Consider the following 17,614-nt stretch of genomic DNA (forward strand, 5'->3'; position numbering starts at 1 on the left):
CATGTCACAGTCGTTTGGAGCACGTTTAGCTGAGGCGATGGACCGCCAGGGACCCCTGTGTTTGGGCATTGATCCCCATGCGGAGTTGTTGCAGACGTGGGGTCTTAATGATGATCCTGCCGGTCTTGAGACGTTTTCGAAAACTATTGTCCAAGCAGCAGCCGAGACTACCGGTGTTGCTGCGCTGAAACCCCAAGTAGCTTTGTATGAGCGATTTGGTTCAGCGGGTTTTGCCGTGCTGGAAGAGACGTTAGAGCTTGCACGACAAGCCAATATTGTCACTATCGCTGATGCAAAACGTGGTGATATTGGTTCGACTATGGCCGGCTATGCACAAGCTTGGCTTGCTGATGGCTCTGCCCTGGCTGCAGATGCCGTAACGTTGTCGGCCTACCTGGGGTATGAATCACTGCGGCCTGCACTCGACCTAGCACTTGCGAATAACCGCGGAGTTTTCGTGCTTGCTCTGACTTCGAATCCCGAAGGTGCAAGTGTTCAACATGCGGCAGAGAATGGCGAGTCCGTGGCAAAACGTATTGTTGAGGCGGTGGCACATGACAACGCCGATAGTGAAGAACTCGGATCGATTGGATTGGTTGTCGGTGCCACGGTGACCAGCGCTGCTGAACGATTGAATATCGACTTGGCGAGGGCAAATGCCCCTATCCTGGCACCTGGGTATGGCTCTCAAGGAGCACAGGCTGCGGAAATTCGGGCAGGATTCGGTCAGGCATGGGACAACGTCCTAGTCAACTCGTCTCGTGCGATTCTGCGACAGGGTCCAGAAATCTCTGCATTACACGCTGCAATTGAGCACTCCCGTAAAGACCTAAGTGTGAAGTAGACTACATTTCACTAGGCAATATGTAGGTCAATACACGGAGTAGTCACTCTCTATGCGGGAGTGACTATCCTTACCTTTTGTAGGGTAGGGTTGGGCGCGAAAGGCAGAACCAATGGTCCTTAAAGATCTGACACCCGCCGAACGACAAGCTGCGCGTCAAAAGGCGCTTGATGCCCGGACAGCGCGCGCTAAAGTGAAAACGGATTTTGCTAGTGGAGCGTTGTCCCTAGCAGCGGTTTTTGAGCAAAGTGACATCGATGATGCTGTCGCACGTATGCGTACCATTGACTTATTGACGTCCCTCAAAGGGATCGGTGAAATCCGCGCTCAAGGCATTATGGAGCAATGCGATATTTCACCAAATCGTCGTCTGCGAGGCTTGGGCCACCGGCAACGCAAAGCGTTAATCGAAGCGCTTGGCCGCTAGGCGAAATTATGCGCAAATGTATTCTCGCTTTTGGGGATCGACTAACATTGGGGTACCCTGCTCCATAGCGTAATTGCAGTCATGATGAACCCAGTCAGCTGAGGATAATTTTGCCAGATCAGAAGCCACCGGTCATTCCCGGTCCACGAGAACTGACCCTGCGCCCTGAGCACGCTGGCAGTATTCCTGCCGTGACGGTCTTGGCTGGCCCCACTGCTGTTGGAAAAGGAACTGTAAGCCAGTATATTCGCGAGCACTACCCACAAGTCTCACTGTCGGTCTCCGCCACTACGCGCGAGCCCAGACCTGGTGAGGTAGATGGAATACATTACTCATTTCTCAGCCATCCCCAGTTCGACCACTTGATAGAACAGGGCAAAATGCTGGAATGGGCCGAAGTACATGGCTTAAACAAGTACGGCACGCGTCGGGACACGGTGGAGGCGGCGATACGAGATGGCCAGCACGTCCTGTTGGAGATCGATCTACAAGGCGCTCGGCAGGTTCGGCAGAGCATGCCGGAAGCAACATTCGTTTTCTTAGCACCGCCCAGCTGGGATGAACTTGTTCGACGACTTGTTGGGCGGGGGACAGAATCAACGCACGAGCAGCATCGAAGGCTAGAAACCGCTAGACTGGAACTGGCTGCAGAACCAGAGTTTGATGCCGTGATTGTCAACGATACAGTTGGACAAGCTGCTTCCAGACTGGTAGAAGTCATGCAGTTACCTGCACAGCAGTAGCCATGGCATAGAATATTACATCCACGATCCCCGGTCGCTACGGGGGACTAATTGGAGAGTCAGTGACTGAACAAAACACTCAAGGTATCGTCAACCCACCACTAGACGAATTGCTAGAAAAGGTTGATTCGAAATATGCGCTGGTGCTCTTCGCCGCACAGCGTGCACGCCAAATCAATGCCTACTACTCTCAGCTGCACGAAGGCCTCTTTGAGTACGTTGGGCCGCTCGTAGATACCGAACTTAATGAAAAAGCAATGTCGATCGCACTGCGTGAAGTGGATGCCGGCTTGCTCGAAATGAAGCCCGTCGAAGAAGTACAGGCTGCCGCTGCCGAGGAACTCGACGAAGAGTTCCCGACTTTTGAACTTCCATCAAATGATGATGATCCGTTTGCGCTGCCAGAAGAAGACGCTGCTGGCTCGACAGACGAATAAAGCTTAATTTAGCTCGATAGGGGACAACATGCGGATCGTCCTTGGTGTATCCGGCGGCATCGCCGCTTATAAAGCAGCTTTGCTGTTGCGTCTCATGACCGAAGAAGGACATGAGGTGCATGTAGTCCCCACCAATTCAGCACTAAATTTTGTTGGTAAAGCCACCTGGGAAGCTCTCTCAGGTCGGCCTGTTTACAACGACACGTTTGAGGCCGTTGAAGAAGTCAACCACGTTTTGCAGGGCCGTCTCGCAGATCTTGTGCTTCTTGCACCGGCAACAGCAAACTCGTTGGCGAAAGCTGCACACGGCTTGGCTGATGATCTGATCGGAAATATTTTACTGACGGCGACGGTGCCGGTGGTCATGGCACCAGCCATGCATACAGAAATGTGGGAGAACGCGGCGACCCAAGCCAATGTTGCCACTCTGCGTGCCCGTGGTATCCACATCATAGAACCGGCTACTGGCCGGCTGACCGGTAGCGATACCGGTAAAGGACGCTTTCCTGAACCGGAAGATATTTGGTCACAGACCAAAGACCTTCTAGACCGAGGTGCCGCGAAGCGACATCTCGAGGGGAAGAGCGTTGTCGTTAGTGCCGGAGGTACCCGTGAAGCCCTGGACCCCGTTCGATACCTCGGCAATCGCTCGTCCGGCAAACAAGGCGTCGCCTTGGCTCTGGCAGCCGCCAGAGCTGGTGCTGACGTAACGCTCATTGCTGGAGCCATGGATATTGCGGCACCGCAAGATCCAAATATCTCTGTGGTAGCTATTGAATCGACTCGTGATCTGCTGGATGCTGTACTGCACCACGCAGAAGGCAAGGACGGATTGATTATGGCAGCAGCCGTGGCCGATTTTCGTCCTGCAGCAGTAACCGACGAAAAGATGAAGAAACAAGACGGTAACACTGCGCCAACCATAGTGCTGGAACAAACTGAGGATGTTTTACGGACTACGGTCGAACAACGTGCAGCTGGACAGCAGTTGCCGCGCGTCATTGTTGGATTTGCGGCGGAGACTGGTGACGCAGACACCACCCCCTTGGAATACGGGCGTGCCAAGCTACAGCGTAAGGGATGCGAAATCCTCGTAGTCAACGAGGTTGGTGTTGGAAAAGTCTTTGGACAAGACGACAATGATGCAACCATCATCTTCGCTGATGGCAGCGATGATGTGCCGATTCAAGGCAGTAAAGACCGTGTAGCCGTGGAGATTATCAATCAACTCGCCGACGCGTTTGCCTGAAGTTTACGATCCATGAACCACGGTAGGCCCTTCGAGGCCTCAACAGGTAAACTCTCCTACTGTGACTGCTAAAAATACTTCTTCCTTGTACGAGCCCTACTCCGGCATCGGTGATGGCGAGCTCCGTCTGTTCACCTCTGAATCAGTGACCGCTGGTCACCCAGACAAGATCTGCGATCAAATTTCTGACGCCGTTCTTGATGCGATCATCGCAAAGGACTCCAACGCTAAAGTAGCTGTTGAGACGTTGGTGACCACCGGCTTGGTCCAAGTCGCTGGTGAAGTGAGCACGTCTGCGTATGTGGAAATACCCGAAATCGTACGTAAGACCATCCTAGATATTGGGTACGACTCTTCGGCCAATGGCTTTGACGGTGCAACGTGTGGCGTCAACGTGTCAATCGGCCAGCAGTCCACAGATATCTACGATGGTGTCTCTACCTCGCTAGAATCCCGTGACGGCTCTGTCGACGAAATCGACAAACAAGGTGCTGGGGACCAAGGCCTGATGTTTGGTTATGCCTCAAATGAGACACCGGCATTAATGCCAGCACCCATCTATCTCGCACATCGCCTGTCAGAGCGCCTCACCAATGTGCGTCAGCAACCCAAATCACCAATGCCTTACCTGCTGCCAGACGGCAAAACGCAAGTAACCATTGGATACGACGAGAACCATGTGCCACAAAGCGTGGAAACTGTCGTTGTATCGACACAGCACGTCGCTGAGGTTACACAGGAACAACTGCACGAAGATCTCCGAACACACGTTATTGAGCCCGTGCTGAAAAACTTTGGTTTGAAATACTCCAGTGCCGAGTTCATCATCAACCCTTCCGGCCCGTTTGTGATCGGTGGACCCGTAGGCGATGCCGGTCTAACAGGACGAAAAATCATTGTCGACACCTACGGTGGGATGGCCCGGCACGGCGGTGGTGCCTTCTCTGGAAAAGATCCGTCCAAAGTTGACCGTTCAGCGGCCTACGCCACCCGTTGGGTTGCTAAAAACATTGTGGCAGCTGGACTGGCTGAACGAGCAGAAGTACAAGTGGCATACGCGATCGGTAAAGCGCGTCCGGTCGGGTTGTATGTGGATACCTTCGGCACGGAGAAAACTAGTCACAAGGATATTGTGGCGGCAATCAACGAAGTTTTTGACCTGCGTCCTGCTGCAATTGTTCAGGATCTTCAACTGCTACGTCCCATTTATCAAGCAACAGCAGCGAACGGTCACTTTGGTCGGGAATTGCCTGACTTTACCTGGGAACGTACAGATAAGGTTGACGAGTTGCGGGCCGCTGTAGGCTGGTGACGTGCCCGAAACAGATGCTCTCTTCGACCTTCCAGAATCGCGTGCCAAACTACCGCCGGCACGGGATGGTTGGCCGGAACAACCGGTGGCCAAAATCCTATTGGAAACACCGGTGCCGCATCTGGATAGGCTCTTTGACTACCTTATTTCCAGGGAGCTAGACGAAGCTGCTCAACCCGGTGTCAGAGTCAAAGTACGGTTCGGACACCAGCAACTTTTTGGCTGGCTCATTCAACGCTCAGAGACCATAGACACAACATCCCGACTGACGACCATCCAAAAAGTGGTATCGGTTATGCCGGTCCTTGAACCCAACGTCTTAGCCCTGGCACAGCAGGTCGCACAACACTACGGATCAATTACCGCAGATGTGCTGCGAGCAGTTATCCCGCGGCGCATGGCTGGTGTCGAACGCGAAGTAGCCCAACAACGCGATGACGGAAGCACCCCTCAGCCACCGGCCATTGAACACCCTGGTGAGATACCTCTATCGGAAGGCTCGGGCCCAGAATTTCGTTGGGACCTAATTGAAGGTGCCGACCAGCTATTTAGCCCCGGCCACGCCGAGCACTATGCACTGAGCCTGCCGTCAGCGTTTGGCAGCTGGGACGCAATGGGGGTACTCGCAGACGCCGCACAACGGTTGGCCGCTACAGAACAAACGAGTCTGCTCATCGTGCCGGATCATAAACACCTCTCCCGGTTGCAACGCCAGCTCGAGGAACGAGTCGGGAAACACGGTTTCGGCCTGCTCAGTGGAGAACAAGGCAACACCGCCCGATACCGGACATTTCTCAAAATATTGACCGGACAGTATCGCATCGTCATTGGCACCCGATCAGCGATCTGGGCGCCCCTGGAACACATTGACCTGATTGCGGTATGGGAGCCCACCAGCGACCATCTCATCGAGCCACGCACCCCGTACTTTCATGTGCACTCTGTTGCTAGACTGCGGGCAGTACAGCACGGGGCCCGTTTATTACTTGCATCGACTTCTCGGGCCATCGAAGTGCAACAGCTGGTTGCGAATGCCGAAGTGACCCAGATCGGCGTCGACCGCAGTGTTCGCAACGCCTTAGCGCCACGCGTCGTAGCGACGTCCGACTCGTTTCATGCGGAACGCGATCCGCTTGCACAAATCGCCCGGATTCCACACAATGCCCACCGTGCCGCGCGTGAAGCCCTCGAAGGGAAACACGGTCCGCCCGGTCCCGTACTCGTTCAGGTTGCACGTGCGGGGTTCATCCCAGGCCTATTTTGCGCCCGCTGTGGTGAGTCTGCCCGCTGTCGACACTGTGTAGGGCCCCTGGGGTATACAGACCGCCTCGCCGTGCAAAAACACGAAGCTACATGTCGATGGTGCGGAATCAAAGAACGAAACTTCGCGTGCCCTCAATGCGCCTCGAGACAATTGCGTGCTGGAGCCAGGGGAGTGCACCGTACCGCCGATGAGCTGGGCAGAGCATTTCCGATGATTCCGATTATGTCGTCGTCAGCGGACCATTTACTAGTGACTATTGAAGATCGTCCTGCGCTGGTCATCGCGACTCCGGGTGCAGAACCTATCGCCCCTAACGGTTATGCCGCTGCATTACTGTTGGACGGCGACGCACAACTGCAACGTGAGGGTCTCAACGTACCCGAACAGGTTCTGGGGCATTGGATGCGTGCCGCAACACTTGTGCGGCCCGCTACCGACGGGGGAGTCGTAGTGGTCACGGCCGAATACGACGACGCAGTGGCATCCCTGGTGCAAATGAATCCGATCGCGTGGGCGACTCGACAATTAGCACAGCGCCAACAACTGGGTCTTCCGCCGGCTATGAGGGTTGCGGAACTGTTGGGACCCCTAGATGAGATCCAACGAATGATGCGACAAACCCCGCTGCCGTACCAATCAGAAGAGTCACCGTGGATCGGACCCGTCCTCGTAGACGACCGAACACATCGGGCTCTGCTCTTCTTCCCGCAGCATGTTGCTGATCAAGTGATTCCAACACTGAAAACCACCCGCGCCCAGCTGTCGGCACGAGGAGAATCTACGGCGGTGCGGCTGCGAATCGATCCGACGGATGTGCTCTAGAGACGCCACGTTATCAGCGCTGCAGCAGCGGCTGAACGTTCATAGTGCAACAGGTGACCGGTTCGTTGCAGTATATGTGTCTCGACGTCGTTATTGCTTCTGCCGATGTGGTCCGCGAGCGCAGCGATGTCTTCGGGTGAAGATAACTCGTCGCCGTCACCACCGATGATGGTGACGGGTAGCTTCAGTGCTGGCGCGACATCGGAGACCGTATGTTCTATCGAGGCGCGGTAGGCTTCCAGGAGTACTTTCGGAGAATCAAATGCTGAGAAATATGCTTGGTGTTGATCATGGGTGTAGGCCAAAATCCGCGGGTCATCAGTCTTGGTCATAAATGCGCCCGTGGCCCAAACAATCAAGCGGTTGCTCAAGAGCCGGCGACCTAGTGCTGTGGGCAGGGTGGCGGCCACCTGATAAAAACCGTTGGTGACGGCCGTGGCAGTCCGATCGGTGCAGGATTGCGCAGCCAGTGCTGGGCGAGCGATTGGATTCAGCAGCACGAGATGACGATACTTGAAAGCCTCTTGCTGCACTGCGTGAGCCGCAATGACGGAACCAAAGGAATGCCCTAACAGCGCAGGAGCGTCTAAGCGATCTGCAACCTGATTGACCACATGAGCCAGGTTTTCAACGGTGTGTTCGGCATCGGGCATGGCCGGTGATGCCCCGAAGCCGGGCAGATCTGGCACCCACGCGTCGTATTGCGATAAACCATCAACCACAAGTTCCAAACCGTGGTGATCACCGCGGAACCCGTGCATCGCTAAGAGCTGGCGACTACCTGGAGGTCCGGGATACTGAAAGACTGTTACCTCGAAGGGAGCCCCGCTGACCGGATCGGTAACTTCTAGCCCGAAGCGGTTCGGAGCTCGTTGCGAATTGCCGGTCAGTAATGCTCTGTCGCGAACCAGATGTTGTGGTCTCAACCGCGGCCAAATGCCAAATGTCATACGGGCCAGTCTATAAAAACTGGGCGCACCAGGGCAGCGAAGTGACCAATACGACACACGTGTGGTTAAGTAACGCCTATGGCCGCCAAATCATCTGCACAGATCATCATGTCGTTAGACCTCGGCACGACCTCGACCCGTGTTGCGCTCTACGACACCGAGGGGAACGCCGTGACCATCGTGGCGCGAGAACACCAACAATACTTTCCCCATCCCGGTTGGGTCGAACACGACGCAGCTGAAATCTGGGCAAACATCCGCGAGCTTGCTGCCTTGTCACTAGCTCGTGCCCAGCTCACTGCGGACGATATCGTCAGCATCGGCATTACAAATCAACGCGAGACCGTCGTGGCGTGGGACGCTGATACCTCACAGCCTGTGCACCGCGCTATTGTCTGGCAGGATGCCCGCACTGACACGGTGGTCGAACGGCTCATTGCAGCAGGACACAACGAGTTGGTGCAAAAAAGGACAGGTTTGAATCTGTCAGCGTATTTTTCTGCGCCGAAAATGGCCTGGATATTGCAGCATAGTGACCAGGCCGCCCGCCTTGCAGCTCGTGGCCGTTTGCGTTTCGGCACGATCGACGCCTGGATTATCTGGAACTTGACCGGCGGGACGGTGCACGCAACCGACATCACCAATGCATCACGGACTTCGTTGATGGACATTCAAAATGGACAGTGGGATCTAGCATTGGGTGAAGTCTTCGACTTGGACCCCAAGGTACTGGAGACGGCCCTGCCAAGAATTTACCCGTCAATACACAACTTCGGCACGGTAGTTAAAGGGTTACCTGTGGCGGGCATACCTATCACCGGTGTGTTGGGGGACCAACAAGCGGCGAGCTTTGGTCAGACCATCTTTGCGGCGGGCGAAGCCAAAAACACCTATGGCACCGGCTGTTTCTTGTTATATAACACCGGCACGGAACCAGTTGTTTCAACCAGCGGGCTACTGACCACCGTTGCCTACCAGTTGCCGGACGAACCACCCGTTTATGCGCTTGAAGGGTCCATTGCTCAAGCGGGTTCGGTGGTCCAGTGGTTACGTGACCAACTCGGCATCATTCGCAGTTCAAAAGACGTTGAAGCCCTTGCCAATAGCGTTACTGACCACGGAGGCGTGTATTTCGTCCCAGCATTTTCCGGACTGTTTGCACCGTGGTGGCGTCCTGATGCTTCCGGGACGATCATCGGACTGACCAGTTATGCCACATCGGGTCATATTGCCCGGGCTGCTTTGGATGCCACAGCCTATCAAACACTTGATGTAGTCAAAGCAGTAGAAGCCGATACCGGTGAGAAGCTGCAGCGTCTTAGCGTCGACGGGGGAATGACCATCAATGACCAGCTGATGCAGTTCCAGTCCGATATTTTGGACGTCGTCGTTGAACGCAGCGCAGATGTCGAAACAACCGCACGCGGGGCCGCTTATGCCGCGGGGCTCGGCATTGGAGTATGGCAGGAGATTTCACAACTTCGTGAACTGTGGCAATCAGGTGGGGTATGGTATCCGCAAATTGACCCGACGAGACGTGATCGACTTATCCGAGGCTGGCGTGCGGCAATTGAGCACACGATTGGCTGGCCGGTTGATGAGACCAGCTAGAATATTAGACTGACACTAGATCTGACCTTTTCGTAGAAATTGTAGACAGGACATCGTGACGAACACATCGAATCAGGCCGATACTGGGCGCGAAGAATACTCATTTTCTGCCATCGAGCAGCGCTGGGCCGGTTATTGGGAAAAGAACAAAGTATTTCAGCCGGCTGACGACGGTCAGCGACCGCGGAAATATGTGCTCGATATGTTCCCTTATCCTTCCGGGGACCTCCACATGGGGCACGCTGAAGCCTTTGCCATGGGCGATGTTGTTTCTCGCTACTGGATGCTGCGTGGCTACGACGTCTTGCACCCCATCGGCTGGGATTCTTTCGGTCTGCCAGCCGAGAATGCTGCGATCGCTCGGGATGCACATCCTGCCGAATGGACTTACAAGAATATTGCGACACAGCGAGCATCATTTGAACGCTACGCAATCTCCGTAGACTGGGACACAGTTCTGCACACTTCGGATCCAGAATATTATCGGTGGACCCAGTGGCTCTTTCTAAAATTCTACGAACGCGGTCTGACATACCGCAAAAACTCGCCGGTGAACTGGTGTCCTAAAGACCAAACCGTGCTGGCCAATGAGCAAGTAGTCGACGGAGCCTGCGAACGCTGTGGCACCGAGGTGACCAAGAAGGCCCTTGAGCAGTGGTACTTCAAGATTACTGACTACGCCGATCGGCTACTCGAGGACATGGACGCTCTGGAAGGTAAATGGCCAGATCGCGTGCTGAATATGCAGCGCAATTGGATCGGCAAATCCACCGGTGCAAGCGTCACCTTTGCTATTGAAGACGGCCCGGCGATTGAGGTCTACACGACCCGTCCGGACACCCTGTACGGCGCCACATTTATGGTCGTTGCTGCCGATGCAGAACTCGCCGAAGAACTCGTCACCCACGAGCACGCAGCAGCCCTCAAAGCCTACCGGGAAGAGCTGAGGCACGTCTCAGACATTGATCGTCAGTCAACAGACCGACCAAAAACCGGAGTGTTTTTGGGGCGGTATGGCATCAACCCTCTGTCGGGTGAGAGAGTCCCCATTTGGGCGTCAGATTATGTGCTATCTGATTACGGTACCGGTGCCATTATGGCCGTGCCCGCACACGACCAGCGAGATATGGACTTCGCTCGTGCCATGGGACTCCCTGTTCGAACGGTCGTAGATACCGGTGAAGACAACCCAGAAGAGACCGGTCAAGCTACAACCGGTACCGGTGCCAACATCAACTCCGGTGAGCTCGATGGCCTTACAGGGCAAGCCGCTATCGATAACGCCATCGCACTGCTAGAGGCCAAGGGCACCGGCTACAAATCCGTGAATTACCGGTTACGTGACTGGCTATTATCCCGGCAACGGTTCTGGGGTGCACCTATCCCTATCATTCACTGTGATACCTGCGGCGAAGTACCGGTGCCAGATGACCAACTGCCTGTCGAATTGCCGAAAAACCTGCACGGACAGCAACTTGCTCCCAAAGGTAAATCCCCTCTTGAAGCAGCTGAAGACTGGGTCAATGTTTCCTGCCCAACCTGTAATGGTCCGGCGCAGCGTGACACCGACACCATGGACACGTTTGTGGACTCGTCGTGGTACTACATGCGTTTCGTATCGGCAAATAATGCCGAAAAGATCTGGGACCGGGACAAACTCGACCGGTGGGGCCCAGTTGATCAGTACGTGGGTGGCGTCGAGCATGCAATTCTGCACCTGTTGTATTCACGCTTCTTCACCAAAGCGCTGTACGACATGGATATGGTGAATTTCACCGAACCCTTTACCCGACTGCTTAACCAGGGGCAGGTCCTCAACGGTGGCAAGGCCATGTCGAAATCTCTTGGAAACGGTGTAGCACTTGGTGAACAGCTCGATGCCTTCGGCGTCGATGCGATTCGTCTGACCATGGTATTTGCCTCGCCGCCCGAAGATGACGTCGACTGGGCCGATGTATCGCCCGCCGCGTCGCTCAGGTTTTTGGCTCGTGCCTGGCGGCTCGCCCAAGACGTACACTTCGCTGATTCTGCACCGGGAACAGATGCCAGCGGGGCAGCCACTGCACTTCGTCAGATCACCCACAAAGTAGTCCACGAAGCAGAATCACTGTTGGACGATCAGAAGTTCAACGTCGTCGTGGCCCGGACCATGGAGTTGGTTAACGCGACACGGAAAGAGGTCGACAAGGGCGAGGGTGCCGCCAGCCCGGCAGTCCGAGAAGCCGTTGAGGTTATTGCACAGTTGCTGTCTCTCGTGGCGCCATACACGGCCGAAGACATGTGGGCTCTTCTCGGCCACGAACCGTCAGTCTCCCGCTCAGCATGGCTGACTGTTGACGAGTCGCTGCTTGTTGAAGACAAGATCACTGTCATCGCCCAGGTCCAAGGCAAACTGCGAGACCGCTTCGAAGTACCCGCAGACATCTCAGACGAAGACCTTGAAGAAGTCGCACGAAACTCGCCAAACGTCCAACGGTCCATCGGCGACAAAGACATTCGAAAAGTCATTGTGGTCAAGGGCAAACTCGTCAACTTCGTAGTTGGCTAACCACAATATGTCGGATGTAGCAGCGTGGATCGCCAGACTCGCCGCCACGTCGCGTGATGTACGCGGCGAGGCGGTCGGCTGGGCGCGCTACATCAAACCAGCTCGTAAAGACCGGGTTGCCATTGTCACCGACACCTCGGCGGCCCTACCTGATGAGGTCTACAAGCTACCTAACGCGTCAGAACTCTTCATGATCCCGATCCCGGTCATGATCGGCGACCAAATTTATAATGAAGACGACGAAGTCCTACATCAGGATCTTTCCATTGCCCTGGCCTCGGGAACGACACTGCGGACCTCACGACCATCACCCGGGCAATTTTCGTCAACGTATAAGCGAGTGGCCGAACAAGGGTATTCCCGCATCTTGTCTATCCACCTGTCATCACGTCTATCAGGTACCACAGATGCTGCGCGTATCGCCGCCGAAAACTCGCCCATTCCGGTCACGGTCATCGACTCATATAACGCAGGCATGTCACTTGGTCACGCAGTCTTAGACGTGCTGATGCGGACCCGACTAGGACTCACGTCAGATTACCTGGCGAATATCGCCCAACGGCAAGCAGAAGTCGGCCAAACAATTTTTACGGTGCCCAACCTTGATGCTCTACGGAAGGGTGGCCGCATACCCGCCCTGCCTGGCCTACTTGGCCAGCTCCTTCAAGTCCGACCCGTGATGCATCTTAAAGACGGGGCAATCGAACTCCTCGACAGACCCAGAAGTCAGGCAAAAGCACTTGCAATGATCACCGAGATCGCCAACTCCGCCGAACAACCAGTGCGCTTAAGCGTCCAAACCTATGGCGATTTTGCTACAGCTCACGACCTAGCAGATGCGTTAGAAGAGCACTCAACGATGCCCGTACCGGTATTGCAACTGCCCGCTGTTTTAGCAGCCCACCTAGGATTAGGTGCACTGGGCGTCTCGATGAGCCCTGTGCTCGATTACACAGGATAAGCAGGCCATAATGCTCCGCGGCTGTTAACCTCAGTCATGCTGCCCAACGTATGAACGACGTGGATACGGGCTGGCTCGATAGCCGGTTTAACAGCCCAGGAGACGATCCGGTGCGAGGTGTATCCACAACACACGCCGAATAGAACCTTTTCCACAACCTGACTTGAAGCACAGCGTGCACGAGCGCGCATATTCCAAGCTGTAGGTATGGCTAAACATTTGGCGGAGCCCAGCGAACATCAGCCGCGGGCGCCACTCTGGCGCACTAAAGTCGCGCTGTCTGCGGTGTTGATGCTGGCCCTAGTCATTGGAACGATATTTGGATTTCGGTGGTTGATAACAGAACAGCCCGGCACCCAAGACACCACCCTGGCGGTGAACAACAACCAAGAAGACACACCCGGTTCTGCATCCCAGGAAGATCCAACAGCAGAGCAAGATGGTGAGGAGTCTGCTGCACCTGACGAACCCGGCGAGACCTTACTTATCGTCCACGTTGCCGGTGAGGTGCACGAACCTGGAATAGTAGAACTTACTGCACAGGATCGAGTCGTCGACGCAATCGAAGCAGCGGGTGGCCCAACGCAGCAGGCCCAGCTCGATGCGTTAAACTTGGCTGCCGTGGTTTCTGACGGGGACTATATCCTTGTCCCTGACCTCGAAGCGGAGGGGTCAAACCTTGGGGCCAACTCTGTGCCCTCAACGCCCGGGTCCGCTGGTACAGACAACGGCCCGGTGAATCTCAATACCGGTGACACTGCGGCCTTGGAAACACTACCAGGAGTAGGCCCGGCGACGGCCGCTGAGATTATTGCCCATCGGGAACAACACGGGGATTTCACTGATCTGGCCAGCCTGGAAGCAGTTTCCGGTATCGGCCCTGCAACGCTCGAGCGCCTGGATGGATTGGTGAGTTGGTGATGGAGCACGACCATATCAAGCCTGGTGACATCGCACCTCCCTTAGACATCAGACTCATTCCAGCTGCGATCTTGACCTTTTGCATTTGCTTTTATATACCCGAACTTCCAATGTTTTGGGTGCACTGGGTTCCGGCCATTTTAGTGTTGATGGGTGCGATAACGACGCTGGCATTGTTGTTTTTCAGATTTTCCAAAAAGCGGCGCCTGGTGAACTTCGCGCTCATTTTCGCGATCGCCTGCTGGATGGCAACCCCTGCCGCTTTTCTGGTGCAACAGCAGCGCATCGCTGCAGAAGATTCTGGGTGGTTGCAATTCGTTGAAGATCTAGGGACGGCCAAAATATCCGCAAAACTCAGCACAGATCCCGTTGAACGTCAGGGCCCATTTGGCACCAACTGGTTCGTAACGGCCAATGTTGAGCACTTCGGAAAAGACTTCCTGGCTACAGACCATCCGGCGAAGATAGTCGTTTCCGGCGATGAGACTTGGGCTGAACTCAGCGCGGAAGACGCAGTGTGTTTTATGGGGCGGGTCTCGGATAACGAATCTAGCGTCTTTGTGAGCTCAATTACTGAAGCCAGTCCAGGCACATGTTTGGAACCCGATAGCACCCAGATTCCGACGGGGCGGGACCAAATGCGAACGAGCTTGCGAAATCAAGCTGATGAAACATGGGGGTATGCCCCAGAGCTCTTGCCGGGACTGATCCTAGGGGACCGCTCGCAACAGTCTGAATCTCTAGATGAAGCCATGAAAATATCGGGACTCAGCCATCTTTCGGCCGTATCAGGAGCCCACACATCACTGATCGCTGCCGCAGCAACCCTACTATTTCGCAGTTTGCGCTTACCACGCCCAATCGTGATCATCGCCTTCTTTTGCACGCTACTGTTATTTGTCCAGATCGTTGGAATGCAACCCTCAATTATTCGAGCTGCAACTATGGGTGCAATCGGCGCCTGGGCATTATTTTTCGGACGAGGTGCGCAAGCGCTACCTATTCTTGCCCTCTCAACTATGCTGATCCTCACGATCTCACCACAGCTAGTACATGACGTGGGCTTTCAACTATCCGTCGCGGCTACTGCTGGAATTGTGTTGGGCGCACAGCCAGTCGAGCGGTGGTTATATGGTTACCTAAATAAGGCACTACCGGATTTCTGGGCGTCGATGCTCAGCTCGTCGTTAGCAATATCGACGACAGCCCAACTCGCGTGCCAACCTATATTGCTAACTTTTATTGATTACGTCAGCGCCTATTCTTTGCTGGCGAATCTGCTCGCCACGCCGTTGTTGCCACTGATTACGGTGCCCGGAACACTTGCAGCTGGAATCGCAATCGTGCTGCCGCAGGCTTCTCAAGTCATGTTGTATCTTGTGGCGTTCCCCGCTTCCGGCATCGGGTGGGTTGCAATGACTGTGACAGATCTACCCGGATCGAAATTGCCCTGGCCGGAAGGTATAGCCGGCGTTGCCCTCATCATCTTGCACTGGGCGGCTTGCGCCATTTTCATCGTGCGACTCTTACGTTCGCAACGTCGGCCAAAACCTCCGGTTAAACTCGATGACCGTGCGCCCGCCTGGCAACGCGCACTCTATGCGCTCTACCGCCAACACCGTGGTGCGATGAGTTTCGCACAGTCCACGGTCCTTGTGATTGCTGTCGTAGCACATGTAGCGGTGTTCTGGCCTGTTAACAGTGGGGGAGTCGATGATAACTGGGATATTGTTGGGTGCGATGTGGGTCAAGGAGATATGTTCCTGGTTCGAACAGGTGCTACATCGGCAATGGTTATCGACACGGGTCCAGACGAAGCGTTGGCACAGCGCTGTCTTGCCGAAGCGAACGTCGAATCGGTAGATGTTCTGGCGGTTACCCACCTCCATGCAGACCACGTCGGAGGTCTAGCAGGTGTCAAAGCAAAGATACAGCCAAATCAAGTGGTGTATTCCACGGGGACTGATCCTACATACGAGGCTGCTGCCGTTGGCCTAACTGATGACGCGCAACAGATTACGGAACCGGTTGTCCAAGTCATCGACGATGCGGTTGGCCAAGGCGAGCATCCCGTACAGGTTCGTTGGACGGTTTTAGCGGCTGACTCACAATCAGCTCAGGAGAATAATGCTTCGATGGTTCTTCTCGTGGAAATCTATCGATATGGAGGAGTCGTCAAAGCGCTTTTCACAGGTGATCTGGAGGAAGACGCGGCAGCTCGTCTAATAGCGCAGGACCTGGTGCCCGACGATATCGATATTTTGAAACTTTCTCATCACGGTGCACAAAATGGTGGTATAGAGCTGATAGAACATACCGCTCCAAAGATGGCACTGATTGGTGTTGGTGCAGAGAATAGTTACGGCCATCCCCATGATGACATTTTGTCTGCATTGGGACCGAACGTAGAAATTCGCCGAACCGACATGGACAGCACATTTTCAGTGACGTTCGAACAGAATCAAACCTACTTGGCACTGGACCGTTAGACTCGATTGCATGGCTTCCCCTCGTCGCTCGAAAAATTCTGGAGCATCCTGGCGCGATGTAACCGTTTCACCATTGATCTTGGTCCAAGGCGGTGAAGAATATATCCACACCAGGGTGACGGACTCGGTCAAAGCCCAGCTCAAAAAGGCCGAACCTGACACCGAAATTCATCATCTCTCCGCAGCAGAATACCAAGCGGGTGAGCTACAGGTCTTGGCCAGTCCCTCGCTATTTGGCGAGAAGAAACTGCTGGTCTTCGACGACATGCATAAGATGACCGACGCGTTTGTGGTGGACGGTCTGGAATACATTCAACACGAAAACCCAGATGTGACCTTTCTAGGTTTGCACGGTGGAGGCAATCGCGGCAAACGACTCTTAGATGCGCTCAAGAAAGCCGGCCAACACATTGAGGCAAAACCCATAAAATCGGACCGGGACCGGATCGAATTTCTGCAAGCAGAATTCCGCGAGGCACGTCGCAGAATCGATACCGATGCTCTCCGGGCATTGGCTGATGCAATTGGACAGAATCTCGGTGAACTTGCGGCTGCTGCCCATCAGCTCATCTCAGATACGCAAGGGACCATTACCGAAGACACGGTTGAACAGTACTATGGAGGCCGAGTTCAAGCCACCGCGTTCAAAGTGGCCGATAGCGCATTGGACGGTCAGCTTGGCCCTGCCACCGCCTTATTGCGCCATGCGTTAGCGACCGGAGTGCAACCTGTGGCAATCACGGCATCATTTGCGATGAAAGCTCGGCAGGTTGCACGAGTGGTGGACGCGAAACTGTCACAGGGACAACTTGCCTCTGCTTTAGGCATGGCTCCCTGGCAGGCCCAGCGCATCATGGCTACTGCCCGGAACTGGACACCCGTAAATATTGCCGGCGCTATTGAACTCATTGCACGAGCAGATGCCGAAGCCAAAGGCCAGGCGCGTGACGCTGCCTTTGCTGTTGAACGGATGGTGACGAAAGTAGCTGGTATGGCTGGGCGCCATTGATTATTGCTTAAATGTTTGAGGCCACTA

Annotated in this window: 14 protein-coding genes; 13 read left to right on the forward strand and 1 reads right to left on the reverse strand. The window is 54.8% G+C overall.

Features of this window, described 5'->3' with window-relative positions:
* Position 1 precedes the first annotated feature (1 nt).
* From pyrF to G583_RS0108340, 7 genes are all read left to right on the forward strand, one after another.
* Complete coding sequence (gene pyrF / locus G583_RS15135) at positions 2–844, forward strand: orotidine-5'-phosphate decarboxylase (protein WP_022870723.1); 843 nt, start codon at positions 2–4, stop codon at positions 842–844.
* Positions 845–956: 112 nt separating this feature from the next.
* On the forward strand, positions 957–1,271 hold the full coding sequence (gene mihF / locus G583_RS0108315; RefSeq protein WP_022870724.1) for an integration host factor, actinobacterial type: 315 nt from the start codon (positions 957–959) through the stop codon (positions 1,269–1,271).
* Between the two features lie 134 nt (positions 1,272–1,405).
* Positions 1,406–2,014 carry a guanylate kinase gene (gene gmk, locus G583_RS0108320; protein ID WP_051129690.1) on the forward strand — a complete coding sequence of 203 codons (609 nt, stop codon included), beginning with the start codon at positions 1,406–1,408 and terminating at the stop codon, positions 2,012–2,014.
* Between the two features lie 62 nt (positions 2,015–2,076).
* Positions 2,077–2,451 (forward strand): DNA-directed RNA polymerase subunit omega, encoded by a 375-nt coding sequence (gene rpoZ / locus G583_RS0108325; protein ID WP_022870726.1) that lies wholly within the window; start codon positions 2,077–2,079, stop codon positions 2,449–2,451.
* Positions 2,452–2,479: 28 nt separating this feature from the next.
* The gene (gene coaBC, locus G583_RS0108330) at positions 2,480–3,700 is read left to right on the forward strand and encodes a bifunctional phosphopantothenoylcysteine decarboxylase/phosphopantothenate--cysteine ligase CoaBC (RefSeq protein ID WP_022870727.1); all 1,221 of its coding nucleotides are present in this window, start codon (positions 2,480–2,482) and stop codon (positions 3,698–3,700) included.
* Between the two features lie 61 nt (positions 3,701–3,761).
* Entirely contained in the window at positions 3,762–5,012 is a 1,251-nt protein-coding gene (metK, locus tag G583_RS0108335) for a methionine adenosyltransferase (protein WP_022870728.1), read from the forward strand.
* A 1-nt stretch (position 5,013) separates the two neighbouring features.
* The gene (locus G583_RS0108340; protein WP_022870729.1) at positions 5,014–7,098 is read left to right on the forward strand and encodes a primosomal protein N' family DNA-binding protein; all 2,085 of its coding nucleotides are present in this window, start codon (positions 5,014–5,016) and stop codon (positions 7,096–7,098) included.
* Here the strand turns inward: G583_RS0108340 and G583_RS15140 are convergent.
* A complete protein-coding gene (locus tag G583_RS15140; RefSeq protein ID WP_022870730.1) occupies positions 7,095–8,048 on the reverse strand; it encodes an alpha/beta fold hydrolase in 954 nt (317 codons plus the stop codon). The genes G583_RS0108340 and G583_RS15140 overlap by 4 nt on opposite strands.
* Positions 8,049–8,126: 78 nt before the next feature.
* Between G583_RS15140 and glpK the strand changes: the two genes are divergently transcribed.
* The 6 genes from glpK to holA all read left to right on the forward strand — a co-directional run bounded on the left by glpK (position 8,127) and on the right by holA (position 17,587).
* Entirely contained in the window at positions 8,127–9,659 is a 1,533-nt protein-coding gene (gene glpK, locus G583_RS0108350) for a glycerol kinase GlpK (protein ID WP_022870731.1), read from the forward strand.
* Between the two features lie 52 nt (positions 9,660–9,711).
* Positions 9,712–12,207, forward strand: coding sequence for a leucine--tRNA ligase (leuS, locus tag G583_RS0108355; protein WP_407635166.1), 2,496 nt, complete (start codon positions 9,712–9,714; stop codon positions 12,205–12,207).
* A complete protein-coding gene (locus G583_RS0108360; protein ID WP_022870733.1) occupies positions 12,200–13,168 on the forward strand; it encodes a DegV family protein in 969 nt (322 codons plus the stop codon). The genes leuS and G583_RS0108360 overlap by 8 nt, the downstream gene beginning before the upstream one ends.
* Positions 13,169–13,375: 207 nt before the next feature.
* Positions 13,376–14,089 carry a helix-hairpin-helix domain-containing protein gene (locus G583_RS15145; protein WP_022870734.1) on the forward strand — a complete coding sequence of 238 codons (714 nt, stop codon included), beginning with the start codon at positions 13,376–13,378 and terminating at the stop codon, positions 14,087–14,089.
* A gap of 176 nt (positions 14,090–14,265) precedes the next feature.
* Complete coding sequence (locus tag G583_RS15150; RefSeq protein WP_169558778.1) at positions 14,266–16,578, forward strand: ComEC/Rec2 family competence protein; 2,313 nt, start codon at positions 14,266–14,268, stop codon at positions 16,576–16,578.
* Positions 16,579–16,588: 10 nt separating this feature from the next.
* Positions 16,589–17,587 (forward strand): DNA polymerase III subunit delta, encoded by a 999-nt coding sequence (holA, locus tag G583_RS0108375; RefSeq protein WP_022870736.1) that lies wholly within the window; start codon positions 16,589–16,591, stop codon positions 17,585–17,587.
* Positions 17,588–17,614 lie beyond the last annotated feature (27 nt).

Origin of the sequence: Yaniella halotolerans DSM 15476 (assembly GCF_000420805.1) — a bacterium.
Lineage (GTDB): Bacteria > Actinomycetota > Actinomycetes > Actinomycetales > Micrococcaceae > Yaniella > Yaniella halotolerans.

Excerpts from the sequence above, each read along its gene's own strand:
- G583_RS15140 (WP_022870730.1), bottom strand. The coding sequence starts at position 8,048 with ATGACATTTGGCATTTGGCCGCGGTTGAGACCACAACATCTGGTTCGC.
- G583_RS15145 (WP_022870734.1), top strand. The coding sequence starts at position 13,376 with ATGGCTAAACATTTGGCGGAGCCCAGCGAACATCAGCCGCGGGCGCCA.
- glpK (WP_022870731.1), top strand. The coding sequence starts at position 8,127 with ATGGCCGCCAAATCATCTGCACAGATCATCATGTCGTTAGACCTCGGC.
- holA (WP_022870736.1), top strand. The coding sequence starts at position 16,589 with ATGGCTTCCCCTCGTCGCTCGAAAAATTCTGGAGCATCCTGGCGCGAT.
- pyrF (WP_022870723.1), top strand. The coding sequence starts at position 2 with ATGTCACAGTCGTTTGGAGCACGTTTAGCTGAGGCGATGGACCGCCAG.
- coaBC (WP_022870727.1), top strand. The coding sequence starts at position 2,480 with ATGCGGATCGTCCTTGGTGTATCCGGCGGCATCGCCGCTTATAAAGCA.
- mihF (WP_022870724.1), top strand. The coding sequence starts at position 957 with ATGGTCCTTAAAGATCTGACACCCGCCGAACGACAAGCTGCGCGTCAA.